At 71.9% G+C, this 24,630-nt stretch carries 26 protein-coding genes and 1 pseudogene; 19 read left to right on the top strand and 8 right to left on the bottom strand.

Annotation, left to right across the window (positions count from 1 at the left end; translation table 11 throughout):
• Positions 1 to 88 precede the first annotated feature (88 nt).
• Positions 89 to 2,023, top strand: coding sequence for an asparagine synthase (glutamine-hydrolyzing) (gene asnB, locus ABZ215_RS17395; RefSeq protein ID WP_027936436.1), 1,935 nt, complete (start codon positions 89 to 91; stop codon positions 2,021 to 2,023).
• 349 nt (positions 2,024 to 2,372) lie between these two features.
• On the opposite strand, the gene ABZ215_RS17390 is transcribed toward asnB, so the two are convergent.
• Positions 2,373 to 3,362 carry a carbohydrate kinase family protein gene (locus ABZ215_RS17390; RefSeq protein WP_354709744.1) on the bottom strand — a complete coding sequence of 330 codons (990 nt, stop codon included), beginning with the start codon at positions 3,360 to 3,362 and terminating at the stop codon, positions 2,373 to 2,375.
• A 140-nt stretch (positions 3,363 to 3,502) separates the two neighbouring features.
• Here ABZ215_RS17390 and ABZ215_RS17385 point away from each other — a divergent pair, with 140 nt between their 5' ends.
• Complete coding sequence (locus tag ABZ215_RS17385) at positions 3,503 to 3,673, top strand: hypothetical protein (protein WP_017984064.1); 171 nt, start codon at positions 3,503 to 3,505, stop codon at positions 3,671 to 3,673.
• Positions 3,674 to 3,736: 63 nt separating this feature from the next.
• Here ABZ215_RS17385 and ABZ215_RS17380 read toward each other — a convergent pair whose 3' ends face one another.
• Positions 3,737 to 4,108, bottom strand: coding sequence for an iron-sulfur cluster assembly accessory protein (locus tag ABZ215_RS17380; protein ID WP_017984065.1), 372 nt, complete (start codon positions 4,106 to 4,108; stop codon positions 3,737 to 3,739).
• A gap of 172 nt (positions 4,109 to 4,280) precedes the next feature.
• On the opposite strand from ABZ215_RS17380, the gene ABZ215_RS17375 reads away from it, so the two are divergent.
• The 4 genes from ABZ215_RS17375 (at position 4,281) to ABZ215_RS17360 (ending at position 7,835) form a co-directional block, all read left to right on the top strand.
• Positions 4,281 to 4,937: a DUF3043 domain-containing protein gene (locus ABZ215_RS17375; protein WP_026153367.1), complete on the top strand. Its 657-nt coding sequence runs from the start codon at positions 4,281 to 4,283 to the stop codon at positions 4,935 to 4,937.
• A gap of 60 nt (positions 4,938 to 4,997) precedes the next feature.
• A complete protein-coding gene (locus ABZ215_RS17370; RefSeq protein ID WP_020421871.1) occupies positions 4,998 to 5,987 on the top strand; it encodes an aldo/keto reductase family protein in 990 nt (329 codons plus the stop codon).
• Positions 5,988 to 6,003: 16 nt separating this feature from the next.
• Complete coding sequence (gene cobT / locus ABZ215_RS17365) at positions 6,004 to 7,047, top strand: nicotinate-nucleotide--dimethylbenzimidazole phosphoribosyltransferase (RefSeq protein ID WP_354950268.1); 1,044 nt, start codon at positions 6,004 to 6,006, stop codon at positions 7,045 to 7,047.
• 71 nt (positions 7,048 to 7,118) lie between these two features.
• A complete protein-coding gene (locus ABZ215_RS17360; RefSeq protein WP_354950267.1) occupies positions 7,119 to 7,835 on the top strand; it encodes a MerR family transcriptional regulator in 717 nt (238 codons plus the stop codon).
• A 50-nt stretch (positions 7,836 to 7,885) separates the two neighbouring features.
• Here ABZ215_RS17360 and ABZ215_RS17355 read toward each other — a convergent pair whose 3' ends face one another.
• Positions 7,886 to 8,989: a branched-chain amino acid aminotransferase gene (locus tag ABZ215_RS17355; protein WP_020421874.1), complete on the bottom strand. Its 1,104-nt coding sequence runs from the start codon at positions 8,987 to 8,989 to the stop codon at positions 7,886 to 7,888.
• A 52-nt stretch (positions 8,990 to 9,041) separates the two neighbouring features.
• On the opposite strand from ABZ215_RS17355, the gene ABZ215_RS17350 reads away from it, so the two are divergent.
• A complete protein-coding gene (locus tag ABZ215_RS17350) occupies positions 9,042 to 9,359 on the top strand; it encodes a hypothetical protein (RefSeq protein ID WP_354709741.1) in 318 nt (105 codons plus the stop codon).
• On the opposite strand, the gene ABZ215_RS17345 is transcribed toward ABZ215_RS17350, so the two are convergent.
• Positions 9,328 to 10,305 carry a hypothetical protein gene (locus ABZ215_RS17345; RefSeq protein ID WP_354950266.1) on the bottom strand — a complete coding sequence of 326 codons (978 nt, stop codon included), beginning with the start codon at positions 10,303 to 10,305 and terminating at the stop codon, positions 9,328 to 9,330. The genes ABZ215_RS17350 and ABZ215_RS17345 overlap by 32 nt on opposite strands.
• Before the next feature lie 99 nt (positions 10,306 to 10,404).
• Between ABZ215_RS17345 and ABZ215_RS17340 the strand changes: the two genes are divergently transcribed.
• On the top strand, positions 10,405 to 11,910 hold the full coding sequence (locus ABZ215_RS17340; RefSeq protein ID WP_354950265.1) for a leucyl aminopeptidase: 1,506 nt from the start codon (positions 10,405 to 10,407) through the stop codon (positions 11,908 to 11,910).
• Positions 11,911 to 12,066: 156 nt separating this feature from the next.
• Here ABZ215_RS17340 and ABZ215_RS17335 read toward each other — a convergent pair whose 3' ends face one another.
• The gene (locus tag ABZ215_RS17335) at positions 12,067 to 12,654 is read right to left on the bottom strand and encodes a TetR family transcriptional regulator (RefSeq protein WP_354950264.1); all 588 of its coding nucleotides are present in this window, start codon (positions 12,652 to 12,654) and stop codon (positions 12,067 to 12,069) included.
• Here ABZ215_RS17335 and ABZ215_RS17330 point away from each other — a divergent pair.
• Positions 12,653 to 13,681, top strand: coding sequence for an NAD(P)-dependent alcohol dehydrogenase (locus ABZ215_RS17330; RefSeq protein WP_354950263.1), 1,029 nt, complete (start codon positions 12,653 to 12,655; stop codon positions 13,679 to 13,681). The genes ABZ215_RS17335 and ABZ215_RS17330 overlap by 2 nt on opposite strands.
• A gap of 3 nt (positions 13,682 to 13,684) precedes the next feature.
• On the opposite strand, the gene ABZ215_RS17325 is transcribed toward ABZ215_RS17330, so the two are convergent.
• Positions 13,685 to 14,026 (bottom strand): hypothetical protein, encoded by a 342-nt coding sequence (locus ABZ215_RS17325; RefSeq protein WP_020421879.1) that lies wholly within the window; start codon positions 14,024 to 14,026, stop codon positions 13,685 to 13,687.
• Between the two features lie 138 nt (positions 14,027 to 14,164).
• On the opposite strand from ABZ215_RS17325, the gene lpdA reads away from it, so the two are divergent.
• The 7 genes from lpdA (at position 14,165) to lipB (ending at position 21,309) form a co-directional block, all read left to right on the top strand.
• Positions 14,165 to 15,538 (top strand): dihydrolipoyl dehydrogenase, encoded by a 1,374-nt coding sequence (lpdA, locus tag ABZ215_RS17320; protein ID WP_237338200.1) that lies wholly within the window; start codon positions 14,165 to 14,167, stop codon positions 15,536 to 15,538.
• 41 nt (positions 15,539 to 15,579) lie between these two features.
• Entirely contained in the window at positions 15,580 to 17,400 is a 1,821-nt protein-coding gene (gene sucB, locus ABZ215_RS17315) for a 2-oxoglutarate dehydrogenase, E2 component, dihydrolipoamide succinyltransferase (RefSeq protein ID WP_354950262.1), read from the top strand.
• A 66-nt stretch (positions 17,401 to 17,466) separates the two neighbouring features.
• Positions 17,467 to 18,537, top strand: a complete 1,071-nt coding sequence (locus ABZ215_RS17310; RefSeq protein ID WP_354709733.1) for a serine hydrolase — start codon at positions 17,467 to 17,469, stop codon at positions 18,535 to 18,537.
• Between the two features lie 16 nt (positions 18,538 to 18,553).
• Positions 18,554 to 19,006, top strand: coding sequence for a helix-turn-helix domain-containing protein (locus tag ABZ215_RS17305; RefSeq protein WP_354709731.1), 453 nt, complete (start codon positions 18,554 to 18,556; stop codon positions 19,004 to 19,006).
• A 41-nt stretch (positions 19,007 to 19,047) separates the two neighbouring features.
• Positions 19,048 to 19,926 carry a TIGR01777 family oxidoreductase gene (locus ABZ215_RS17300; protein ID WP_354950261.1) on the top strand — a complete coding sequence of 293 codons (879 nt, stop codon included), beginning with the start codon at positions 19,048 to 19,050 and terminating at the stop codon, positions 19,924 to 19,926.
• Positions 19,923 to 20,555, top strand: coding sequence for a phosphatase PAP2 family protein (locus ABZ215_RS17295; protein WP_354709730.1), 633 nt, complete (start codon positions 19,923 to 19,925; stop codon positions 20,553 to 20,555). The genes ABZ215_RS17300 and ABZ215_RS17295 overlap by 4 nt, the downstream gene beginning before the upstream one ends.
• 1 nt (position 20,556) lies before the next feature.
• Positions 20,557 to 21,309, top strand: a complete 753-nt coding sequence (gene lipB, locus ABZ215_RS17290) for a lipoyl(octanoyl) transferase LipB (protein ID WP_157358847.1) — start codon at positions 20,557 to 20,559, stop codon at positions 21,307 to 21,309.
• A 28-nt stretch (positions 21,310 to 21,337) separates the two neighbouring features.
• Here lipB and ABZ215_RS17285 read toward each other — a convergent pair whose 3' ends face one another.
• Positions 21,338 to 22,270: an LLM class F420-dependent oxidoreductase gene (locus ABZ215_RS17285; RefSeq protein WP_020423087.1), complete on the bottom strand. Its 933-nt coding sequence runs from the start codon at positions 22,268 to 22,270 to the stop codon at positions 21,338 to 21,340.
• A gap of 17 nt (positions 22,271 to 22,287) precedes the next feature.
• Positions 22,288 to 22,878, bottom strand: a complete 591-nt coding sequence (locus ABZ215_RS17280) for a TetR/AcrR family transcriptional regulator (protein ID WP_237338205.1) — start codon at positions 22,876 to 22,878, stop codon at positions 22,288 to 22,290.
• Positions 22,879 to 23,007: 129 nt separating this feature from the next.
• On the opposite strand from ABZ215_RS17280, the gene ABZ215_RS17275 reads away from it, so the two are divergent.
• The 3 genes and pseudogenes from ABZ215_RS17275 to ABZ215_RS17265 all read left to right on the top strand — a co-directional run.
• Positions 23,008 to 23,514 carry a hypothetical protein gene (locus tag ABZ215_RS17275; protein WP_354950260.1) on the top strand — a complete coding sequence of 169 codons (507 nt, stop codon included), beginning with the start codon at positions 23,008 to 23,010 and terminating at the stop codon, positions 23,512 to 23,514.
• Between the two features lie 19 nt (positions 23,515 to 23,533).
• On the top strand, positions 23,534 to 24,478 hold the full coding sequence (locus ABZ215_RS17270) for an oxidoreductase (RefSeq protein ID WP_354950259.1): 945 nt from the start codon (positions 23,534 to 23,536) through the stop codon (positions 24,476 to 24,478).
• 36 nt (positions 24,479 to 24,514) lie between these two features.
• Positions 24,515 to 24,630: pseudogene (locus ABZ215_RS17265) on the top strand (lipoyl synthase); the annotation flags it as partial.

Here is a 24,630-nt window from a genome sequence, read left to right as displayed (position 1 = left end):
CGCAGCCCAAGGGGTGACCGTTCGTGGCGGGGGCTGCGGGCATACTGGGCGCTCGACATCCGGCCACGACCTCGAGGTGTGAATATCCGTGTGCGGCCTGCTTGGACTGGTGTGTGCCACTGAGAACGACGCGGTCAACGCGCGTGACGCGGTCGGCGAAGCCATGCGCTGCCAGCGTCATCGCGGTCCCGACGAGCGCGACACCTGGACCGACGGCGAGGTCGTCTACGGCTTCAACCGGCTCGCGTTCATCGACGTCGAGCACGCCCACCAGCCGCTGACCTGGGGCCCGCCCGAGTCGCCGAACCGGTACACGCTGAACTTCAACGGCGAGATCTACAACTACCGTGAGCTGCGCGAACAGCTCACGGAGGAGCACGGTGCGAAGTTCGCCACAGAGGGCGACGGCGAGGCGATCGTCGCGGCCTACCACCACTGGGGCCGCGCCGCGGTGTCCAAGCTGCGTGGGATGTTCGCGTTCCTGATCTGGGACGCCGAGGAGAAGGTGATCTTCGGCGCACGTGATCCGTTCGGCATCAAGCCGCTGTTCTACACGCACGGGCCGGGCGGTACGGCGTTCTCCAGCGAGAAGAAGTCGCTGCTGGAGCTCTCCGGCGTGCTGGGGATCACCAAGCAGCTGGACCGGACCGCGCTGCAGCACTACCTGACGCTGCAGTACGTGCCGGAGCCGGAGACGCTGCACACGCGCATCCGCCGCATCGAATCCGGCACCTCGTTCACCGTCTCCCCCGGCGGCGCGCCGAAGATCGAGCGCTACTTCTTCCCCGAGTTCGCCGCCAAGCCGGTCCGCGGCGAGGCCGAGGCGAAGATCCTGCACGAGCGGATCCGCGACGTGATGCGCGACTCGGTCGGCAAGCACATGATCGCCGACCCGGACATCACCGTCGGCACGTTCCTCTCCGGCGGCATCGACTCGACCGCGATCGCGGCGCTGGCCAAGGAGCACAACCCGAACCTGATCGCGTTCACCACCGGGTTCGAGCGCGAGGGCTACTCCGAGGTCGACGTGGCGGCCGAGTCCGCGGCGGCGATCGGCGTGAAGCACGTCATCCGGACCGTGTCGGCCGACGAGATGATGGAGGCGCTGCCGCTCATCGTCTGGTACCTCGACGACCCGGTGGCCGACCCGGCGCTGGTGCCGCTGTGGTTCATCGCGCGGGAAGCGCGCAAGCACGTCAAGGCGGTGCTGTCCGGCGAGGGCTCGGACGAGCTGTTCGGCGGCTACACGATCTACAACGAGCCGCTGTCGCTGGCGCCGTTCGAGAAGGTGCCGGGCAGCCTGCGCAAGGTCATCGGCAAGGTGTCGGAGCGGATCCCGGAGGGCACGCGCGGCAAGGACCTGCTGCGCCGCGGCGCGCTGCCGCTGGAGGAGCGCTATTACGGCAACGCCCGCATCTTCCGCGACGACCAGCTGCGCGGGGTGCTGAAGACGTTCCAGGAGGGCGTCGGCCACAAGGACGTCACCGCCGAGCACTACCGCACGTCGGCGAACTGGGACCCGGTCGCGCGGATGCAGCACGTGGACCTGTTCACCTGGCTGCGCGGCGACATCCTGGTCAAGGCCGACAAGATGACCATGGCGAACTCGCTGGAGCTGCGGGTGCCGTTCCTCGACGCGGAGGTGTTCAAGGTCGCGGCCGGCATCCCGCTGGACCAGAAGATCACCAAGGAGACGACGAAGTACGCGCTGCGCCGCGCGCTGGAGGGCATCGTCCCCGCGCACGTGCTGAACCGGCGCAAGCTGGGCTTCCCGGTGCCGATCCGGCTGTGGCTGCGGGACGAGATGTACGACTGGGCGCGCGGCATCATCGCCGACTCGCAGACCGGCGAGCTGCTGGACAAGCAGGCCGTGCAGCGCCTGCTGGACGAGCACAAGGCGGGCACGCTGGACCACAGCAGGCGCATCTGGGCGCTGCTGGTGTTCATGATCTGGCACGGCATCTTCATCGAGCACCGGATCAAGCCGGAGATCCCGGAGCCGGTCTACCCCGTGCGCATCTGAGACGAGTGTTGAACGGGCCGCAGCCGCCGGGCTGCGGCCCGTTTTTGTTTGGTGGTCGGGTAAGCAGCACGGGGCTTCGTTGTGCTGCGGCGGCGGCCGGTGACGGGTACGTTGCGCTGGCGGGCAGTGCCGCCGGGCGTGGGGCCGCGGCCAGTCAGGTGGGCAGCGCGGGGCCTGATGGTCCCGCACCGCCGACCGCCAGGGGCGGCGGACAGGTCGTGCTGCCAATGGCGCGCTTGGGGCCGTGACCAGTCGGGGCGGGGCCAGATCGTCCTGCCTCGCCGGCCGCCGGGTGTCCGCGGTCGGCGGTGGGTGGTCGTTCAGACCCGACCAGTTCCCGCGGCTGCGGTCAGGCGGGCAGCGCGGGGGCGATCTCCGCCGCGGCGTCGGGGCCGAACGCGGCGCCGATGCGGGTCAGCGCGGACTCCCGGTCGAGCGTCCACTCCTGCGTGCCGACGGTCTCCAGCACCAGCACGGCGATCATCGACCCCAGCTGGGCGGACCGCTCCAGGCTCAGGTCCGCGTTCAGGCCGGCCAGGAAACCCGCCCGGAAGCCGTCGCCGACGCCGGTCGGGTCGGCCTTCGCCAGCTCGGGCACCGCGCCGACCTCCAGGGCCAGCCCGTCCTTGCCCACGATCTCCACACCCTTCTCGCCGAGGGTGGTGATGCGGATGCCGACGTGGTCCAGCACGTCGGCCTCGGACCAGGCCGTCTTCTGGAGCAGCAGCTCCCACTCGTAGTCGTTGGTGAACAGGTACTTCGCCCCGTCGACGAACCGCCGCGCCTGCTCGCCGTTCATGCGGGCCAGCTGCTGCGACGGGTCCACCGCGAAGTCGATCCCGCGCTGGCGGCACTCGTCCGCGTGCCGGAGCATGCCGTCCGGGTCGTCCGGGCCGATCAGCATCAGCCCGATCCCGCCGACGCGGTCCGCGATCGGGCCCAGCTCGATGTTGCGGGCCTCGGCCATCGCGCCGGCGTAGAAGGTGGCGATCTGGTTGAGGTCGTCGTCCGTGGTGCACACGAACCGCGCGGTGTGGGCCAGCTCCGAGATCAGCACGCCGGACGCGTCCACGCCGTGGCGCTCCAGCCAGGACCGGTAGTCGGCGAAGTCCGCGCCCGCCGCGCCGACCAGCACCGGCTTCGCGCCGAGCACCCCGAGGCCGAACGCGATGTTGGCGCCGATCCCGCCGCGGCGGACCACCAGGTCGTCGGCCAGGAAGCTCAGCGAGACGCGGTGCAGCTGGTCGGCGACCAGCTGCTCGGCGAACCGGCCGGGGAAGTGCATGAGATGGTCGGTTGCGATGCTGCCGGAAACGGCGATGCGGGCGTTGATGGCCACCGGTGCTCTGCTCCCTCTGGCTGGCTCGAACTGAAGTTACCGACGGGAAATACCCCGTCGGAGCTAAATCTGACCCGCTGACCGACACTACTAGCTGGTAGACCTGTCCGGCGCGCGCCGGTCGCCCTAGCGTCGCCTGCGTGAGCACCGTGACGGAACCGGAGACCATCGCCGAGCTGATCGACGACTGCGCCGACATCCCCGCCGAACTGCGCGCGGCACACGCCTCAGCGCCCCGGCCGCCTGCGCCGCGGGGCTGGGCGGTCGACGACGCCTGCCACGCACAGGTAGTCGGGCTGGAGGACTATTAGTTACGCGGACACGCGAAAAGGGCGCCGGTCGAAGCTCGACCGGCGCCCTTCACGTGTACTGGCTCAGTGGAACGAGTCGCCGCAGGCGCAGGAGCCCGTGGCGTTCGGGTTCTCGATGGTGAAGCCCTGCTTCTCGATCGAGTCGACGAAGTCGATCACCGCACCCTCGACGTACGGCGCGCTCATGCGGTCGACCGCCACGCGCAGGCCGTCGAAGTCGCGGAACAGGTCGCCGTCGAGCGTGCGCTCGTCGAAGAACAGCTGGTAGCGCAGTCCCGCGCAACCACCGGGCTGGACCGCGATGCGCAGGTGCATGTCGTCGCGGCCTTCCTGCTCGAGCAGGGCCTTCGCCTTGCTCGCCGCGGCGTCGCTCAACGTGACGCCGTGGGTGGCCTCGGCCTCGGCCTGCGTGCTGGTCTGCTCAGCGGCAGTCATAGCTCTCCCTCGGGGTCTTGCCGTGCACCGGGTGGGGGGTGCTCCTCCCTACTGGAACACCGGTGCCACCCGATCTGTTCCCGGGCTGGTTCCCGCCTTGGCGCTGATCCCATGGTTACACATCGGCGAGGGGGTTGAACACGCACGCCGCTGTCTGGAATAAGCTGGTTGGGTGAGGTTTCTCCGTCGTAACAGCACGACCACCGCAGACAGCCCCGAGATCGAGGCGGCCGAGGTGGCCGAAAGCGTCGAATCTCACACCCGTGGCTACACCCCGGGCAAGGGCAGGCCGACGCCGAAGCGCAAGGAGGCCGAGGGCAAGCGCCGCGGCCCCGTCGCGCCCCCGCCGAGGACCATGCGGGAGGCGATGAAGCGCAACCGCGAGCTGCGCAAGTCGAACCCGGTGGACAAGGAAGAGCGCCGCAGGCTCGCCAAGGAGCGCCAGGAGCGGATGGCCGCGGGCGACGACCGCTACCTGCTGCCGCGCGACAAGGGCCCGGTCAAGGCGTACGTGCGCGACCTGGTCGACTCGCGCCGCCACTTCCTCGGCGCGTTCATGCCGCTGGCGATCCTCGTGTTCGTCGTGCTGCTGGTGCCGTACCCGGTGATCCAGCAGTACGTGACGCTGCTGTGCATGGCCGCGCTGCTGGTCATGGCCGTCGAGGGTTACTTCAACGGCCGCCGCATCGCGCGGCTGGCCAGGGCGAAGTTCCCGAAGGAGAACATCAGCGGCCGGTCGCTGGGCTGGTACGCGTTCGTCCGGGCGAGCCAGATCCGCAAGCTCCGGATGCCCAAGCCGCGCGTGAAGGTCGGCGACACGGTCTCCTGACCGGCTGGAGCGCACTCCAGGTCGTTAGCAAGGCGAACCATTTCCGGTAGGCTGCCGGACATGGAGTTTCGCCGTCTCGGCCGCAGTGGCCTGTCCGTCAGTGAGATCGCCTACGGGAACTGGCTCACCCATGGTTCCCAGATCGACGAGGACCAGGCCCAGGCCTGCATCAAGGCCGCGCTCGACGCGGGCATCACGACCTTCGACACCGCCGACGTCTACGCCAACACCCTGGCGGAGTCGGTGCTCGGCCGCGGTCTGGCCGGTCAGCGCCGGGAGAGCCTGGAGATCTGCACGAAGGTGTTCTGGCCGACCGGCCCCGGCGGCCCGAACGATCGCGGCCTGGGCCGCAAGCACATCATCGAGTCCTGCCACGCGTCGCTGAAGCGGCTGCAGACCGATCACATCGACCTCTACCAGGCACACCGGTTCGACCCGACCGTGCCGCTGGAGGAGACCATGTCGGCCTTCGCCGACCTGGTCCGCCAGGGCAAGGTGCTCTACATCGGGGTGTCGGAGTGGAACGCCGAGGAGATCACCCGCGGCGCCGCGCTGGCCCGCGAGCTGCGGATCCCCTTCGTGTCGAACCAGCCGCAGTACAACATGCTCTGGCGCGTCATCGAGGCGCAGGTCGTGCCCGCCAGCGAGCGCGAGGGGCTGAGCCAGATCGTCTGGTCGCCGATCGCGCAGGGGGTGCTGACCGGCAAGTACAAGCCGGGTCAGCCGCCGCCCGCCGGGTCGCGCGCCACGGACGAGCGGGGCTCGCAGTTCGTGCAGCGGTTCCTGCGGGACGAGGTGCTCGAGCGCGTGGCCCGGCTGGAGCCGCTGGCCGCGCAGGCCGGGCTGACGCTGGCGCAGCTAGCGGTGGCGTGGGTGCTGCAGAACCCGAACGTCGCCTCGGCGATCGTCGGCGCGTCGCGGCCGGAGCAGGTGCACGAGAACGTGAAGGCGGCGGGCGTGAAGCTCGACGCCGACCTGCTGACCGAGATCGACTCGGTGCTGCTGGGCGTGGTCGAGGACGATCCGCGCCTGACCGCCCGCGCCGGCTGACGATAGGTTTGGCGCCGTGACTGACGTGTCGTTCGCCGATGTCCCCCAGCCCGACGAAGCCGCCCGCGCCGAGGCGGTGCGGCGGCACGCGGAGCTGCTCAAACCGGTGTCCGCGCTGGGTGAGCTGGAGGCGCTCGGCGCGTGGGTCGCGGCCTGCCAGGGCTCGGCGCCGCCGCGGCGGTTCCAGCGGCCCCGGGTGATCGTGTTCGCCGGGGACCACGGGATCGCCGCGAAGGGCGTCTCCGCCTACCGGCCGGAGGTCACCGGGCAACTGGTGGACAGCCTGCTCAAGGGCGCCGGGCCGGTCGCGATCGCCGCCGCGGTGGGCGACGCCGGGCTGCGCGTGGTGGACATCGCGGTGGACGGGGAGACGCCGGTCGCCGAGTACAAGGTCCGGGCGGGCTCCGGGTCGATCGACGTCGAGGACGCCCTCACCGACGACGAGGTGCGGGCTGCCCTGCGGGCCGGCATGGCGATCGCGGACGCCGAGGTGGACGAGGGCGCCGATCTGCTGGTCGCGGGCAGCGTCGGGGTCGGGGCGACCACGCCGGCCGCGGTGCTGGTCGCCGCGCTGACCGGCGCCGAGCCGGTGGCCGTGGTCGGCCGTGGTTCGGGCATCGACGACAACGCGTGGATGCGCAAGACCGTCGCGATCCGGGACGCGCTGCGGCGGGCCCGGGCGGTGCTGCCCGACCCGGTGGCGCTGCTGCGGACCGCGGGTGGCGCGGACCTGGCCGCGTTGACCGGGTTCCTGGCGCAGGCCGCGGTCCGCCGCACGCCGGTGCTGCTGGACGGGCTCGCGGTCGGCGCGGCGGCGCTGGTGGCGGAGGAACTGGCGCCCGGCGCGCGCTCCTGGTGGCAGGCCGCGCACCGCGACGCCGAGCCGGCGCACCAGATGGTGCTGGAGCACCTCGACCTCAAGCCGCTCGTCGACCTGGGCATCCGCCTCGGCGACGGCACCGGCGCCGCGACGGCCCTCCCGCTGCTGATCACGGCCGCCCGGCTGCTCACGGACCTGCCGACGCACGCGGAAGCCGGGGTCACGCCGCCGAACGCTTGATCCTGACGCGACGTCAGGTCCTAGCGTCGTCCACACCGGCGCAAAAGCGCTGGTGGAAGTGGGTGAACGGCATGTTCTACAAGGTCGGCGAGCTGGCACGGGCGACCGGTCTGACGGTGCGCACGCTGCACCACTACGACCACGTGGGTCTCGTGCGCCCGTCCGGGCGGACGCAGTCCGGGCACCGGCTCTACGACGAGTCCGACGTCCGGCGGTTGTACGAGGTGCTGGCCCTGCGGCAGCTGGGCCTGCCGCTCGAGGACATCGGCGCGGCCCTGGAGGGCACGTCCGACCTGGGCGAGCTGCTCACGCGGCACCGGGACCACGTCGACCGGCAGCTGGTGGCGATGCGCACGCTCCGGGCGCACCTCACCACGATGCTGGCGGCCGTCGACGAACCGGCCGGCGTCACCGGCTTCCTGGCTCTGATCCGGGAGGTGACCACCGTGGACGAGACGGTGAAGCAGTACTTCAGCGAAACCCAGCTGGCGGAGCTGGCCGAGCGCCGATCGCGGCTCGGCGAGCAGGAGGACGTCCAGCGGAGGTGGCAGGACCTGATCCCCCGCGTGCAGCGGGCCGTCGAGACCGGGGTCGACCCGGCGTCGGCGGAGGGGCGCGCGCTCGCGGCCGAGTGGATGGGCCTGCTGGAGGCCTTCCACGGTGGCGACACCGGGCTGCGGGACTCGCTCTACCGCATGCAGGCGGACAACAGCGCGCGGATCCAGCGTGAGCACGGCGGGCCGTCGCCGGAGCAGCTGGAGTTCATCCGGCGCGCCAGCGCCTCCTGACGACGAAGGGCCACCCCGCCGGAACGGGGTGGCCCTTCATGTCGAAGTGATCAGGACAGCTTGTGCATCCAGCCGTGCGGGTCGGGGCGCGTGCCCTCCTGGATGCCGGTCAGTTCGGCGCGCAGCTTCATCGTCACCTCGCCGGGCTCGCCGCCCGCGATGGTGAACTCGCCGCCCGCGTGCTTGACCCGGCCGACCGGAGTGATGACCGCCGCGGTGCCGCACGCGAACACCTCGGTCAGCTCACCGGACGCGGCCGCCTTCTCCCACTCGTCGGTGGAGATCCGGCGCTCCTCGATGCCCATGCCGTGGTCGGCGGCCAGCTTGATCAGCGAGTCGCGGGTGACGCCGGGCAGCAGCGAACCGGACAGCTCCGGCGTGACGATCCGGGCGTCCGAACCCGAGCCGTACACGAAGAACAGGTTCATGCCGCCCATTTCCTCGACGTAGCGGCGCTCCACCGCGTCGAGCCACACCACCTGGTCGCAGCCCTGCTCCACGGCCTGCGACTGCGCCACGAAGGACGCCGCGTAGTTGCCGGCGAACTTCGCCGCGCCGGTGCCGCCCGGGGCCGCCCGCACGTACTCGGTGGACAGCCACACGCTCACCGGCTTCACGCCGCCGGTGAAGTACGAACCGGCGGGCGAGGCGATCACCAGGTACAGGTACTCGCTGGCCGGCGCGTTCACGCCCAGCCCCACCGAGGTGGAGATCATGAACGGCCGCAGGTACAGCGTGTCGCCCGGGTTGCTGGGCACCCAGCGCTCGTCGGCCGCGATCAGCTCCTGCAGCGAACCCAGGAACAGCTCGTCGGGCAGCTCCGGCATCGCGATGCGGGCCGCCGACCGGCGGAACCGGGCCGCGTTGGCGTCCGGGCGGAAGGCCGCGACCGACCCGTCCGGCTGGCGGTAGGCCTTGAGGCCCTCGAAGATCGCCTGCGCGTAGTGCAGCACGGAGGTGGCGGGGTCGAGCGTGACCGGCTCGTAGGGGCCGACGTTCGCGTCGTACCAGCCGCGGTCCTTGCTGTACTTGATCGTGACCATGTGGTCGGTGAAGAACGTCCCGAAGCCCGGCTTCGCCAGTACCTCGGCTACACGCTCCGCCGAAGCGGGAGACGGGTGCGGGGTACGGGTGAAGGGCAACGTGGTCGTCATTCGACCAGGATAACTGTTAGTTGGACTTCCGAGAATCGCCTACTCCCCTACCATGGCGGGCGTGACCGCCAACGTGCCGCAGCCCGCCACGCCGAACTCCGTCTCCGCCGGACCGGCGTCCGACGTCAAGACCTTCGTGACCGCCATCCTGCTCACCTTCGCGGTGGGCGAGCTGACGCTCCTCGGCTACGCCCTGCTCGGCGTGTTCGGCGGGATCATCGGCCTGGTCGGCGGCATCTTCGGCGTCGTGTGGTGGCGCAGCGTCCACGACAAGCAGGTGTTCCCGCGCGACCTGCCGGTGAAGTCGGTGATCATCCTCGCGGTCGCGACCGCGCTGATCACGCTGCTGGCGTTCCTGCTCGTCGCGTGACGGCGGCGCCTGCCGCGACGGCGGCCACCGTCCCCAGTAGATAGACCGGCGGCAGCCAGGCCAGCAGCGTCACGGCCAGTACCGCCGCGATCACGGCGCGCGCGGTGATCCCGGTGATCATCGACAGCACCGCGGTCACCAGCACCTCGGCCAGCGCGGCCGCCGCGGCCAGCAGCAGCGCCTGGTCCGGGTCAAGCAGCACGGCCGCGACCGCGGCGATCAGTCCACAAGCGACGGACGCGCGCGGCCACGCCAGCTCCTCGCGGGCGCCGCCGATCGCGAGCAGCGCGGCGGGCACAGTGGACAGCACGACGACCCCGGCCAGCAACGGGTCCAGGACCTGCCCGTCCAGGGCGGCCAGCGCGTCCCGCACGGGCACCCCGGACAACGCCAAGCGCACCGGGCCGAGCTGGTAGAGCGCGCCCGCGCCGATGGCCAGCACCACCATGACCGAACCCGCGAGCCAGGACGGGTTGTGCCGCGGCAGCAACGGGAACAGCACCGCGCCCGCCGCGAACAGCCCGCCGATCGTGAAGTGCGGCGCGGTCACCGGTTGCGCGGGCTCGATCGCGAAACTCAGCGCCACGAAACCGGCCCCGGCGACCAGCAGGATGCCCAGCAGCCACGCCCGCGCGTACCTCGCCAGCCGCAGCCCGGCCGCGTCGGCGGCGGTGACCACCAGTGCGACGACCGCGGCCGCCAGCGGCTGTCCGGGGAACAGGTAGGCGGCGAACACCGACGCGAACAGCGGCACCAGCGCGAGGCGGGACACCAGGCGCGTGGCGGCCACCAGCCGGGCGGGGTTCTGCTCCAGCGCGGGAGGCTCGGGCACGCAGAACGCCAGCAGCGCCGCGACCACGGCGCCACCGAGCAGCCACCAGCCGCCCGCCTGCGCGCCGACGGCCAGCGCGATCAGCAGTCCCGCCGCCAGCCGCACGCCCACCACCTGCCTCTCCTGCCGGGCTCCGTCCTCATTAGCATGGCTCACTACCTGGCCGGGTACCCCACCCGGCACGACCGTCGATGGATGCGCGAGGAGCCACAAGTGACCGTGCCGAAGTTTGCCCTGATCGAGAACACCGGCGCCGCGCTCGGCAAGAGCCGGGCCGAGGTCGTCGTGATCGGGACGCTCCAGGGCGACAAGGCCGTGACGCTGGCGCCGGGTGCGGAGGCCGTCGACGAGGCCTTCGACGGCTCGCTGGCCGAGCTGCTGGCCACCGTGGGCGCCTCCGGCAAGGCCGAAGAGGTCGTGAAGCTGCCCACGCTGGGCAAGCTGCCCGCCGCCGTCGTGCTGGCGGTCGGCCTCGGCCGCGCCGACGGGGACGGCACCGTGACAGCCGAGCAGGTGCGCCGCGCCGCGGGCGCCGCCGGGCGCGCGCTGGCCGGGACCGCGCGGGCGGTGTCCACGCTGTCCGCTGTGGACCTGCAGGCCGCGGTGGAGGGCACCGCGCTGGGCGCCTACAAGTTCACCGAGTACAAGTCCGAGCCCGGTGACGCGCCGGTCGCCGCGGTCGACTTCGCCACGCCGGCCGAGGGCACCAAGCGCGCGCACACCGCGACGCTGAAGGCCGCGACCGCGATCGCCGAGGCCGTGATCATCGCCCGCGACCTGATCAACACCCCGCCCAACGACCTGTTCCCGGCCTCCTTCGCCGAGCGCGCCCGCAAGCTCGCCGAGGCCAACGACCTCGACTTCGAGGTGCTCGACGACAAGCAGCTCAAGCGCAAGGGCTTCGGCGGCATCCTCGGCGTCGGCGGCGGCTCGTCCCGCCCGCCGCGGCTGGTGCGCGTGTCGTACAAGGGCCCGAAGGCGGCGAAGAAGGTCGCGCTGGTCGGCAAGGGCATCACGTTCGACTCGGGCGGCATCTCGATCAAGCCCGCCGCGAACATGGACGACATGACCTCGGACATGTCCGGGGCCGCCGCAGTGCTCGCCTCGGTCGTGCTGGCGGCCAAGCTCAAGTACCCGCTCGAGGTCACCGCCAACATCCCGCTCGCGGAAAACCTGCCGTCGGGCACCTCTTACCGGCCGGGTGACGTGCTGAGCATGTACGGCGGCAAGACCGTCGAGGTGCTCAACACCGACGCCGAGGGCCGCCTGGTGCTGGCCGACGCGATCGTGCGCGCCGCCGAGGACGACCCGGACTACCTGATCGAGACCTCGACCCTGACCGGCGCGCAGATGGTGGCGCTGGGCAACCGAACCGCCGGGATCATGGGGTCGGACGAGTTCCGCGACCGGGTGGCGGCGATCGCGCAGGCGACCGGCGAGGGCGGCTGGCCGATGCCGCTGCCCGAGGAGCTGCGCGGCGACCTGGACTCGCGGCTGGCCGACCTGGCGAACGTGACCGGGCACCGCTGGGGCGGGATGCTCGCCGCGGGCATCTTCCTGCGCGAGTTCGTCGCCGAGGGCCTGCCGTGGGCGCACATCGACATCGCGGGCCCGTCGTTCAACACCGGGGCGCCGTGGGGCTACACCGGCAAGGGCGGCACGGGCGTCCCGGTGCGCACCATCGCCGCGGTGCTGGCCGACATCGCCGACCAGGGCTAGTTTCTGTTTCCTGAGCGGCGGAGCCGCTTGCGGTGGGCCGTCAGCCGGCACCGCCGCGGATTGGAACGGGCGGAGCCGCGCGCAGCGTGTCCGTTGAGGGTGGTGGCGGGCTGGCGGGAGGGGCCGTTACCCGCACCGCCACGCAGGCCATGCGCACTAGTCCGGCGTCACGGCGCGGCGGACGGTTTCGCGGAGGAGGGCCCGGCGGCGGTCGTGGACGTCGCCGGGCTCCTCGGCCGTCGCGGCGTAGACGTTGCTCACCGGGGACCACGCCATCGACAGGGCGATCACCAGCGCCATGATGTCGAACGGGTCCCCGGGCACCACCTTGCCCGCGGCCTGCGCCTCGGCGATCGCGCGCAGCTTGTGGTCGTCGAGGCGGTCAGCGTCCTCCACGAGGTGGCCGGCGGGCCGGCGCTCCAGCCGCGCCCAGGTGGCGAGCCGGATGAGGTCGGGCCGGCGGAGGTACTCGTCGTAGAGCCGCACCGCCCAGTCCGCCAGGTCGCTCGCGTCGATGGGCACGACGTTCACGATCCGTTCCAGTGAGGCGGAGAAGATCGCGTCGAACAGCCCTTCCTTGCTCCCGAAGTAGCCGTAGAGCTGCGCCTTGTTGGTGCGCGCCGCGGCCACGATGCGCTCAACGCGGGCACCGGCGATCCCGTGCTCGGCGAACTCGCGGGTCGCCTCCTCCATGATGCGCTGACGGGTCGCGGCGCCACGGGCGGTGGCGGGCAGATCGGGCATGGCACGGACGACGACGGGATGGCACGCGGTCGCGGGGACGCTACGACGGGCGCCTCTCCAGCGGCGGGAGCTGCGGCCCGACGACCTGGCGGTCCGGGTCGACCACTGCGGCGTCTGCCACTCCGACCTGCACGCGGTGCGAGCGGGCGGCACTCCGCTCGTGCCCGGCCACGAGTTCACCGGCGTGGTCACCGCGATCGGACCCGCGGTGTCCGCCTTCGCCGCCGGGGACGCGGTCGCCGTCGGCAACATCGTGGACTCCTGCGGGACCTGCGCCATGTGCCTCGCGGGGCAGGAGAACTTCTGCCACGACTTCCCCACCCTCACCTACGGCGGCACCGACCGCCACGACGGCTCCACGACGCTGGGCGGCTACTCGCGGGAGCACGTCGTCCGCGACCGGTTCGCCTACCCGCTCCCGGCAGGCATCGACCCCGCGGGCGCCGCACCACTGATGTGCGCCGGGATCACCGTGTGGGAACCGCTGCACAGCCTGGGCGCCGGGCCGGGCACCCGGGTCGCCGTGGCCGGGCTGGGCGGGCTGGGTCACCTCGCGGTCAAGTTCGCGGTGGCGGTCGGCGCCGAGACCACGGTGATCAGCCGGTCGGCGGACAAGGCGGGGGAGGCGCGCCGGCTCGGCGCCGCCGACCTGCTCGACTCGACGGACCCGGCCCGCATGGCGGACGCGCGGGGGCGGTTCGACATCCTGATCGACACCATCTCCGCGCCCCACGACCTTGGCCCCTACCTGCGGCTGCTGGCGCTGGACGGCACGCTCAGCCACCTCGGGCACCTGGGGCCGGTCACGGTGGAGACCCTCGACCTGCTCGTCGGGCGCAAGAAGCTCAGCTCGGCGGGCAGCGGTGGCAGGCCCGCGACCGCCGCCATGCTCGCCTTCTGCGCCGCGCGCGGGATCACCGCCGACGTGGAGGTGCTCCCGTCGGCCGCGGTGAACGACGCGCTCGAGCGCCTGGCGCGGGGCGACGTCCGCTACCGGTTCGTGCTCGATCTGTCCGACCTGGACTGATCCTCAGCCCTGCGCGCGCTTCTGCCGCTCTGTGTATTCGCGCATGCGCTTCGGGTAACCGACTTTCGCGACCTCGTACACTGGGATCGAATGCTTGCGCCCGAACTGCTGCGCGGCGTCCAGGCTGCCGATCCGCCGTCGTGTCCATTCGCCGTCGTGCGCGATCAGGACGACCGTGGTCTCGGTGACCGTCGTCCGCGGCTCGACGAACGCCTCGACGCCCCGCCGCGCGGCCGCCCAGCCCTCCAGATGACGCAGGTCAGCGTCACTGGCACGGCGCAGCGTGCCCGGTTTCCCGGCGCCGCGTCTGCGCTTCAGACCGTCGAACAGACCCACCTCGACCACCTCATCTCCGCCTGCCCTCCCCCGCCATTATCGCGGGGATCAGAAGTGCGCCGATTAACACACCCGGCTACCTCGCAGGGCCGGACTACGTAGTGACAAGATGATGAGGGTTTGGACGTAAAACGAGGAGTAAACGACGTGAGCGACGCTGGCGCCGACCTGGTGATCCTCGGTGGCGGATCCGGCGGCTACGCCGCGGCCTTCCGCGCCGCGGAGCTGGGCCAGTCCGTCATCCTGATCGAGAAGGACAAGCTGGGCGGGACGTGCCTGCATCGCGGCTGCATCCCGACCAAGGCCCTGCTCCACGCGGCCGAAGTCGCCGACACCGCCCGCGAGGGCGAGCAGTTCGGCGTGAAGACCACCCTGGAGGGCGTCGACATCGCCGGCGTCCACAAGTACAAGGACGGCGTCATCAGCCGCCTCTACAAGGGGCTGCAGGGCCTGGCCAAGGCCCACAAGGTGACCGTCGTCGAGGGCACCGGCACGTTCGTCGGCGGCACCACCGTCGAGGTCGACGGCACCCGGTACACGGGCAAGAACCTGGTCCTGGCCACCGGCTCGTACTCGAAGACCCTGCCGGGCCTGGAGCTGGGCGGCCGGATCATCGCCAGCGACGAGGCGCTGACCCTGGACTGGATCCCGGAGAAGGTCGTCGTGCTCGGCGGCGGCGTCATCGGCGTCGAGTTCGCCAGCGTGTGGGCCTCCTTCGGCGTGGACGTGACGATCGTCGAGGCGCTGCCGCGGCTGGTCCCGGCCGAGGACGAGTTCGCCAGCAAGCAGCTCGAGCGCGCCTTCCGCCGTCGCAAGATCAACTTCAAGACCGGCGTGAAGTTCACCGGCGCCAAGCAGGACGAGAACGGCGTGACCGTGTCCCTGGAGTCCGGCGAGACGCTGGAGGCCGACCTGCTGCTGGTCGCCGTCGGCCGCGGCCCCAACACCGCGGGCCACGGCTACGAGGAGGCCGGCGTCAAGATGGAGCGCGGCTTCGTCATCACCGACGAGCGCCTGCGCACCAACCTGCCGAACGTCTACGCCGTCGGCGACATCGTCCCCGGCCTGCAGCTCGCGCACCGCGGCTTCGCCCAGGGCATCTTCGTCGCCGAGGAGATCGCCGGCCTGGAGCCGAAGGCGATCGACGAGGCCGGCATCCCGCGCGTCACCTACAGCCACCCCGAGGTCGCCTCCGTCGGCCTGAGCGAGGCGGCTGCCAAGGAGCGCTACGGCTCGGACGTGCAGACCTTCACGTACGACCTGGCCGGCAACGGCAAGAGCCAGATCCTCAAGACTTCCGGCGCGATCAAGGTGATCAAGGCGCCGGACGGGCCGGTCGTCGGCCTGCACCTGGTCGGGGACCGGGTCGGCGAACTGATCGGCGAAGCCCAGCTGATCTACAACTGGGAGGCCTTCCCGGAGGACGTCGCTCCGCTGATCCACGCCCACCCGACCCAGACCGAGGCCCTCGGCGAAGCACACCTTGCCCTGGCCGGCAAGCCACTGCACGTGCACAGCTGACCGGACCGCAGCCGACAAAGATTCAAGGGAGTCAATTCACGATGGCCTTCTCCGTCACACTGCCGGAGCTCGGGGAGAGCGTTACCGAGGGCACCGTCACCCGCTGGCTCAAGCAGGAGGGTGACACGGTCGCGGTCGACGAGCCGTTGCTGGAGATCTCGACCGACAAGGTCGACACCGAGGTCCCGTCGCCGGTCGCAGGCACGCTGCAGAAGATCGTCGCCCAGGAGGACGAGACCGTCGAGGTCGGCGGCGAGCTCGCCGTGATCGACGACGGTTCCGGCGGCGGTTCCGCCCCCGCTCAGGAGCAGGCGCCCGCGCAGCAGGCCCAGCCCGAGCCGGAGCCCGAGCCCGAGCCGCAGCAGTCCGCGCCGCAGCAGTCCGCGCCGCAGCAGCAGTCGGCCCCGGAGGCCCAGCCCGCGCCGAGCGGGTCCGCTCAGGGCACGCCGGTCACGCTGCCCGAGCTGGGCGAGAGCGTCACCGAGGGCACCGTCACCCGCTGGCTGAAGTCGGTCGGCGACACGGTCGAGGTGGACGAGCCGCTGCTGGAGATCTCCACCGACAAGGTCGACACCGAGGTCCCCTCGCCGATCGCCGGCACGCTGCTGGAGATCAGCGTCGGTGAGGACGAGACCGTCGAGGTCGGCGGCACGCTCGCCATCATCGGCGACGCCAGCGCCGCGCCCGCCCCGCAGCAGGAGCAGCCGAAGGCGCCGGAGCCCAAGCCCGAGCCGAAGCCGGAGCCGAAGCCCGAGCCCACCCCGGCCGCGCAGGCCCCCGCGCCCCAGCAGGCGGCTCCGCAGCAGGCTCCCCAGAAGCCCGCGCCGCAGCAGCCCGCGCCGCAGCAGCCGGCCCCGCAGCCGCAGGCCGCCCCGGCCGCGAGCGACGGCAACGGCAGCGGCCCGTACGTCACCCCGCTGGTGCGCAAGCTCGCCACCGAGCACGGCATCGACCTGGCGTCGGTGACCGGCAGCGGTGTCGGCGGCCGCATCCGCAAGCAGGACGTGCTGGCGGCGGCCGAGGCGAAGCAGAAGCAGAGCGCTCCGGCCGCTCAGGCGCCCGCCGCGCAGGCCCCGGCCGCCGCGCCGAGCGCCCCCGCCGCCAAGGCCCCGGCGGCCCCGTCGCCGGAGCTGGCCGCGCTGCGCGGCACGGTGCAGAAGGCGAGCCGGATCCGCCAGGTCATCGCGCAGCGGACCCGCGAGTCGCTGCAGAACTCGGCGCAGCTGACCCAGGTGTTCGAGGTGGACGTCACCAAGATCGCCCGGCTGCGCCAGCAGGCGAAGGCCGCCTTCCAGGAGCGGGAGGGCGTGAAGCTCACCTTCCTGCCGTTCTTCGCCAAGGCGACGGTCGAGGCGCTCAAGCAGCACCCGAACATCAACGCCTACCTGGACGAGGAGAAGAAGGAGATCACCTACTTCGGCGAGGAGCACCTCGCCGTCGCGGTGGACACCGACCGCGGCCTGCTCTCCCCGGTCATCCACAAGGCGGGCGAGCTGAACCTGGCCGGCCTGGCCAGGGCGATCGCGGACGTCGCGGCCCGCACCCGCGCGAACAAGATCAAGCCGGACGAGCTGTCGGGCGGCACCTTCACGGTGACCAACCTGGGCAGCAACGGCGCCCTGTTCGACACGCCGATCATCAACCAGCCGCAGTCCGGGATCCTGGGCGTCGGCGCGGTGGTGAAGCGGCCGGTCGTGGTCACCGACGCCGACGGTCAGGACACCATCGCCATCCGGTCGATGGCCTACCTGGCCCTGACCTACGACCACCGCCTGATCGACGGCGCGGACGCCGGCCGGTTCCTGACCACGATCAAGAACCGCCTCGAAGAGGGCCACTTCGAGGACGAGCTGGGTCTGTAACCGCTTGACCGGAGACCCCCTCCCCCGGTATTCCGTAATTACGGAAAACTGGAGGAGGGGGTCTTCGTGCTTTCCCGGCGCACTCTGCTCGGCTCCGCGGCGCTCGCCGGCGCGGCGACGCTCGCCGTGCCCGCGACCGCGGTCGCCGACACGTCCACCCCGCAGGGCTGGTTCGACTGGATCGCCCGGCACCGCGACCGGGTCGGCGCGCTGGCCGTGGACGCCGACGGGCGCCGGGTGGCGCACCGGCCGCACGCCCCGCAGGTCCTGGCGTCCACGATCAAGGTCGTGCACCTCGCCGCATACGCCACCGCGGTCGAGCGCGGCCTGGACCCGGACGAGCCGGTGCGGCTCGGCGACTGGGAGGCGTTCTACCCGTTCGGCGGCGACGGCGGCGCGCACCTGGCCGCCCTCCAGGAACTCGGCATCCCGCACACCGACCGGGGCAACGCGCTCGACCCGGACGTGACCGTCCCGCTGGACCGGCTGGCCCGCGCGATGATCGTCTTCAGCGACAACTCCGCCGCCGACTACCTGCGCGACCGCCTCGGCGACCGGGCCCTGACCGCGGCGGCCGCCCGGGGCGGATGGCTCCGGCCGGACCTCCGGTCGTTCTGCGGCGAGGTGCTCCTGCTGCTGTTCCCCGAGTTCCTGCCACGCTCCCCCGCGCTGCGGCCCGGCGCGGGCGACCGGCTGGCGCGCCGGTTCGCCACCGAGCCGGCGTTCCGGGACGAGGTGCTCGCCCGCTTCCAGACCCCGCCGGCTGCCGAGGCCCAGGTGGCCTGGACGCGCGGGCACGGGCGCGGGAGCGCGGCCGGGTTGTTCGCGATGCACCGCGCGCTCGCGGCCGGCCGCTTCGGCGAGACCGTCGTGCGGCGCCACCTGGAGGAGCCCTTCGCCGCGCTCGTCCCGCCCGGCGCCGCAGCGGTCGCGTTCAAGGGCGGAAGCCTGCCGCGCGTGCTGACCACTGGGATGACCGTGCGGTGGCCGGACGGACGGGCCGCGACCCTCGCGCTCCTGCTCGACGACGTGGCCGACGCGGATTTCGCCAACCAGGGGCCGTTCCTGCGCGCCGGGCTCGCCGCACTGTCCACGCGGGAGGGTTTCGACGGGCTCGTGCGGGCGCTGCGCGGCTGACCGTCATGCTGGGCCCGTGAACGACGACGTGCTCAACCGCCTGGCGGACCTGGAACGCCGGGTGGCCGCGCTGGAAAGCGGCGTCAGGGCGGACGGGACGGGGGTGGTCGGTTACCGCGGCCGCACCGAGGAGCCACTCGAACTCGAGTGGGAGATCACCGTCACCCCGGCCCGCGCGCTGGCCCTGGACGACGGTCCCCGCGCGGAAGTGCTGGCGGCGCTGGGCAATCCGGCGCGCCTGGCGATCGTGCGGACGCTGGCCGCACGCGGGCCGCAGCCTGCCGCCGCGCTCCAGGAGGCCGCCGGGCTCGGCTCGACCGGGCAGCTCTACCACCACCTCAAGGCGCTCACCGGAGCCGGGATCGTCGAGCCGGACAAGCGCGGCAGCTACCGGTTGCCCGCCCGTGCCACGATCCCGGTGCTCGTGCTGCTGACCGCGGCCGCCGACGTCGCCGGGCAACTGCGGTGAGGGAACGTGCGCGAAGCGGCGGTGTGAGCAACGATCGGGGTATGCGAGTACTGATCGCCGGATCCAGCGGGCTACTCGGCTCGGCGCTCGTCGCCACGCTGCGCGACTCGGGGCACGACGTGCGACGGCTCGTCCGGCGTCCGGCCAGGGCCGCGGACGAGCACTCGTGGGACCCGCCGGCGGGCCGGATCGACGACCGCGCGTTCGAGGACGTCACGACGGTCGTCAACCTGTGCGGCTCGCCGATGGGGCTGCGGTGGAGCGCGGCCCGCAAGCAGATGATCCGCGACAGCCGGATCGAGCCGACCGAGGTGCTGGCCGAGGCCGTCGCCGAGTACCGGATCCCGGCCCTCGTCAACGCCTCCGGCATCGGCTACTACGGCGACACCGGCGACGCGGTGGTCACCGAGGAGTCGCCGCGGGGCGCGGGTTTCCTGGCCGAGCTGTGCGAGGCGTGGGAGGCGGCGACCGCCCCGGCCGCGGAGGCGGGCTCGCGCGTGGTGAACCTGCGCACCGGTCTGGTGCTGTCCAAGGACGGCCTGCTCGGGCCCCTCAAGCCGCTGTTCTGGCTCGGCCTCGGCGGCAGGCTCGGCGACGGCAGGCAGTACATGCCGTGGATCAGCGTGCGGGACCACGTGTCCGCGATGCGGTTCCTCATCGAGCACGAGACGTTGTCCGGCCCGGTGAACGTGTGCAACCCGGAACCGGCGACCAACGCCGAGTTCACCCGCGCGCTGGGGCACGCGCTGCGGCGGCCTGCCCCGTGGTGGGTACCCGGGTTCGCGTTGCGGACCGCGCTCGGCGAAGTGGCCGACGAGATGGCGCTGATCTCGCAGCGGGCGGTGCCCGCGGTGCTGGAGAAGGCCGGGTTCACGTTCGTGCACACCGACCTCGACGGCGCACTGGCGGTCGCCCTTTGACCAGGTGGCTTCCGCTCGGCGGCGCGTTCTTCGTCCTGTTCCTCGGGCTGGGCGTGGCCGTGGCGCGGCCGCCGTACGCCGTCGACCTGGCCGTGGCGGGACTGGTGCAGGGCTGGTGGCGCGACACGCCGGGCCGGGTGGCGCAGGTGGTCAGCGACGCGTTCGGACCGGTCGTGCCCGCGACCTTCGCGATCGCGCTCGCGATCGGGATCGTCGTGTGCTGGCGGCGCGGCATGCGCTACCAGGCGGGCGTGGCGCTGCGGGTGCTGGCCGTGCTCGCCACCACCCGGCTGGTGAGCGTGGTCTTCAAACCGCTGTTCGTGCGCGACCGGCCGCGCGAGTACCCGGAGTTCAGCTACCCCAGCGGGCACGTGGTGTCGATCTCCAGCACCGGCCTCGCGGCGGCGCTGCTGTGCCTGTGGCTGGCGCCGAGGCTGACGAAGTGGGTCGTGGTGTTCTTCTCGGTCGCGACGGTGCTGTGCGCGGCGAGCCGCGTGGTGCTCGGGGTGCACTGGGTCAGCGACACCGTCGGCGCCGTGCTCGGTGTGCTGGGCGTGGGTTTTCTCACGGGGTGGGCAGTGCGGTTGCTACCGCCACAGCCTGTCCCGTCGGCGCCGCGGTCGGCGTAACCTGCCAGACGTGAGTCCAAAGTCCTGCCGCGCCACCAGCACGCCCGTCACCGTCAAGAACGTCGGCACCATCGACTACCTGCAAGCCTGGGAGCTGCAGCGGGAGCTGGTGAACGCGCGGGCGGACTGCTCGGAGGCCCCGGACACGCTCCTGCTGCTGGAGCACCCGTCGGTCTACACCGCGGGCAAGCGCACCGAGGACGCGGACCGACCGACCGACGGCACCCCGGTGATCGACGTCGACCGCGGCGGGAAGATCACCTGGCACGGGCCGGGGCAGCTGGTCGGCTACCCGATCGTCAAACTGGGCGACCCGATCGACGTGGTGCACTACGTGCGGCGCCTGGAGGAGGCGCTGATCCGGGTGTGCGACCAGTTCGGCGTCTACACCGGGCGGGTCGAGGGCCGCAGCGGCGTGTGGGTGCCGGCCGACGAGCGCGGCCCGGAGCGCAAGATCGCGGCAATCGGCATCCGGGTGCAGCGCGGTGTGACGATGCACGGCTTCGAGCTGAACTGCAACGCGGACCTGACGGCGTTCGACAAGATCGTGCCGTGCGGGATCCGGGACGCCGGCGTGACGTCGCTGTCGTTCGAGCTGGAGCGGGACGTCCCGGTCGCCGAGGCGCTCCCCCTGGCCCGCGACGCGGTGCTGGCCGCGCTGGACGGCGAGCTGGCGGTGTCGGACGACCGGTGGCTGCGCCGTGAGGATTCGGCGCCCTCGGCGCCGGGCGTGACGTTCGCCCTCCGGCCCTGAGCCACGCCCAGGACCGGAGGACGCGCGGTCACAGCTGCGGGGCGACCTTCGAGGCGATCAGCTCGAGGTGGTCCAGGTCGGACAGGTCCAGCACCTGCAGGTAGAGGCGGGTGACGCCGGTGGCCTCGCGGTAGCGGCCGATCTTGTCGACCACCTCGTCCACCGTGCCTGCCAGGCCGTTCTGCTTCACCTCGTCGGTCTCGCGGCCGATCGCGGCGGCGCGGCGGGCGAACTCGGCGTCGTCCTTGCCGACGGCCACCACCTGGGCCGCGGAGCGGATGACCGCCTTCGGGTCGCGGCCGATCTCGCGGCACGCGGCGTCCACGCGCTCGAACTGGGCGGCGGCGGTGTCCGCGTCGACGAACGCCGCGTTGAACTCGTCGGCGAAGCGGGCCGCCAGGGCCGGGGTGCGCTTCTTGCCGCCACCGCCGATGATCACCGGCGGGCGCGGCGACTGGGCCGGCTTGGGCAGCGCGGGCGCGTCGGCGAGCTGGTAGTGCTTGCCGTCGAAGGAGAACGTCTCGCCCTCGGGGGTCTCCCACAGGCCGGTGATGATCTCCAGCTGCTCGGCGTAGAGGTCGAAGCGCTCCTTGATCTCCGGCATCGGGATGCCGTAGGCCTGGTGCTCGGCGTCGTACCAGCCGGAGCCGAGGCCGAAGTCCACGCGGCCGCCGGACATCTGGTCGACCTGCGCCACGGAGATCGCCAGCACCGACGGGTGCCGGAACGTCGCGGCGGTGACCAGCGTGCCCAGCCGGATGCGGGAGGTCTCGCGGGCCAGCGCGCCGAGGGTCACCCAGGCGTCGGTCGGGCCGGGCAGCCCGGAGGCGGAGCCCATCTTCAGGAAGTGGTCGGAACGGAAGAAGGCGTCGAAGCCGTTGTCCTCGGTCGCCTTGGCGACGCGCAGGAGATCGTCGTAGCTCGCGCCCTGCTGCGGTTCGGTGAAAATCCTCAGGTCCACAGCCCCACCATATCGATTCAGGTGCGCCGGACGCGGTGCAGCAGCTGCACGATCACGCTCTCGATCTGGGCGCCGACCTTCTTCGGGTCCGGTGAGCTCGCGATCTCGGTCGCCGCGCTGTGCAGGGCCCCGAACAGCAGCCGCGCGGTGATCTCGACCGGGACCTCGTCCACCTCGCCCGCCTCGATCAGGTCCTCCAGGCTCGACCGGATCAGCCCGAAGCTCGCCCTGTCCTCGGCCTCCCGCCAGCGCTCCCAGCCCATCACCACCGGAGCCTCGTGGATCGCGATCCGCTGGTAGGCCGGGTCGAGGCAGCTGGAGATGAACTCCCGCAGCCCCGCCAGCGCCCGCTCCCACGGCGCGCCGCTGCCGCCCATGATCTCTTCCAGCCGCCCGAAAACCCGGCTCTCCACCTTCTCGAACGCCGCTTCGAAGAGCGCCTGCTTTCCACTGAAATGGTGATACAGGGCACCTTTCGTGACCCGGGCGCGCTTGGCGACCTCGTCGAGCGAAGTGCTGGCGTAACCCCGTTTGGTGAACAGCTCCACCGCGCTGTTCACCAGGGCCGACCGCGTGGACTCCGAATAGTCGAGACGCCTGGACCGCATTGTCACCACGCTCACAAGCTTACGCCGGTTCCCGTTTCCATACCCGTGGTATGTTCGCAGTGTCGGCACCATACCGACGGTATGCTTCAAACCCAGAGTATGGCCGGGGTCACAACTTGGGGAGGACCCGTGAGCTGGAACGACTTCTACCGACGGCGCGACATCCTGGACGCCGTCCTGACCGCGGCGGCCCGCGACCCGCGGGGCCCGCTGCCCTTCGACGAGATCCCCGGTGCCGAAAAGGCCTTCGGCACGCGTGAAAACCTCATGCTCGCGCTGCACTACCGGTGGACCCAGCTGCTCAGCGGCCACCTGCGCGCCGCGGCCGAGGGCATCGACGAGCACAGCGACCACGTGGACGCCGTCAAGCGAGCCTGGACCGCGGCGGTCCGGCGCAACCGCGCGCTCTACGAGGTCGTCGCCGCCCACCGAGACGAATACTCCGCGCTCAAGGCCGCGCACCGCGCCGAGCAGGCGATGCTCGCCATCGCGGCCGGGCTGGCCGAGCCGGACGAGCCGGTGGACGAGGTGGCCAAGGTCGGCGCCGCGTTCGAGGCCCTGCTGAGCGAAGGCCCCGGCCTGCGTCCGGCGCGCCCGTTCGACCGTCTGCTGCGAATGCTGGCCCCGAGCGCGTGATCTTCCCTAATATCCGGGCATGAAAACCTGGACCGAGGCCGACATCCCCGACCAGACGGGCCGCACGGTGCTCGTCACCGGCGCGAACTCCGGCCTCGGTCTGCAGACCTCCCTCGTGCTGGCCGCCAAGGGCGCGCGCGTGCTGATCGCCTGCCGCAACGCGGAGCGCGGCGAACAGGCGCTGCGCACCGTCTCGGCGGGCGCGGCGGCCGCTCCCGAGTTGATCTCCCTCGACCTCGCCGACCTCGCGTCGGTGCGCGCGGCGGCGGCCCGCGCCGAGGAGCTCACCGGCGGGAAACTCGACGTCCTGATCAACAACGCCGGACTGATGGCCGCTCCGAAGGGCCGCACCAAGGACGGCTTCGAGCTGCAGTTCGGCACCAACCACCTGGGCCACGCCGCGCTGACCTGGCTGCTCATGCCCGCCCTCCGGCGCGGCACGAACGCCCGCGTGGTGACGCTGTCCAGCCTCGCCGCCACCGGCGGCCGCGTCGACTTCGACGACCCCGGCTTCGAGCACCGGCGCTACAACCCGGCCGCGGCGTACAGCCAGTCCAAGATCGCCAACCAGATCTTCGCGCTGGAACTGGACCGCCGCCTGCGTGCCGCCGGTGACGACGTGATCAGCGTGGCCGCCCACCCGGGCTACACGGCCACCAACCTGAACTCGAACATGGCCAACGCGCAGGGCCACCCCATCGTGCGCAAGCTCGTCGGCGGCGTGACCTTCCTGGGCGATCTGCTGGTCGCGCAGGGTGTCCGCACCGGCGCGCTGCCGTCCCTGATCGCGGCCACCGCGCCGGACGTCAACGGCGGCGACTACATCGGCCCGAGCCTGTTCCGCGGCATCCGCGGCAACCCCACCGTGGTGCAGCCGCTGCGGGCCGCGCTGGACCGCGAGAACGGCCGCAAGCTGTGGGACCTGACGGCCAAGCTGACCGGCGTGACCCCCGACCCAGCGTAGGTCATCCGCCCCGTCCGGGGGCGTACGCTGGGGCGCGTGACTGTTGTGCCTGAAGGTCGGAAGCTGCTGCGGCTCGAGGTCCGCAACAGTGAGACGCCGATCGAGAAGAAGCCGTCCTGGATCAAGACCCGCGCGAAGATGGGGCCGGAGTT

It is taken from the genome of Amycolatopsis sp. NPDC006131 (genome assembly GCF_040614175.1).
In the GTDB taxonomy this organism is placed as follows: Bacteria; Actinomycetota; Actinomycetes; order Mycobacteriales; family Pseudonocardiaceae; genus Amycolatopsis_E; species Amycolatopsis_E tucumanensis.
Note: the sequence above shows the minus strand (reverse complement) of the source record. Positions and strands in the feature narration are given on the sequence as shown.

Bases quoted from the DNA above. Each gene is read 5' to 3' on its own strand.
- ABZ215_RS17360 (WP_354950267.1), top strand. From the start codon at position 7,119: ATGTTCTACAAGGTCGGCGAGCTGGCACGGGCGACCGGTCTGACGGTG.
- ABZ215_RS17355 (WP_020421874.1), bottom strand. From the start codon at position 8,989: ATGACGACCACGTTGCCCTTCACCCGTACCCCGCACCCGTCTCCCGCT.
- sucB (WP_354950262.1), top strand. From the start codon at position 15,580: ATGGCCTTCTCCGTCACACTGCCGGAGCTCGGGGAGAGCGTTACCGAG.
- ABZ215_RS17350 (WP_354709741.1), top strand. From the start codon at position 9,042: ATGGCGGGCGTGACCGCCAACGTGCCGCAGCCCGCCACGCCGAACTCC.
- ABZ215_RS17335 (WP_354950264.1), bottom strand. From the start codon at position 12,654: ATGCCCGATCTGCCCGCCACCGCCCGTGGCGCCGCGACCCGTCAGCGC.
- ABZ215_RS17280 (WP_237338205.1), bottom strand. From the start codon at position 22,878: ATGCGGTCCAGGCGTCTCGACTATTCGGAGTCCACGCGGTCGGCCCTG.
- ABZ215_RS17370 (WP_020421871.1), top strand. From the start codon at position 4,998: ATGGAGTTTCGCCGTCTCGGCCGCAGTGGCCTGTCCGTCAGTGAGATC.
- ABZ215_RS17270 (WP_354950259.1), top strand. From the start codon at position 23,534: ATGAAAACCTGGACCGAGGCCGACATCCCCGACCAGACGGGCCGCACG.
- ABZ215_RS17300 (WP_354950261.1), top strand. From the start codon at position 19,048: ATGCGAGTACTGATCGCCGGATCCAGCGGGCTACTCGGCTCGGCGCTC.
- ABZ215_RS17380 (WP_017984065.1), bottom strand. From the start codon at position 4,108: ATGACTGCCGCTGAGCAGACCAGCACGCAGGCCGAGGCCGAGGCCACC.
- ABZ215_RS17330 (WP_354950263.1), top strand. From the start codon at position 12,653: ATGGCACGGACGACGACGGGATGGCACGCGGTCGCGGGGACGCTACGA.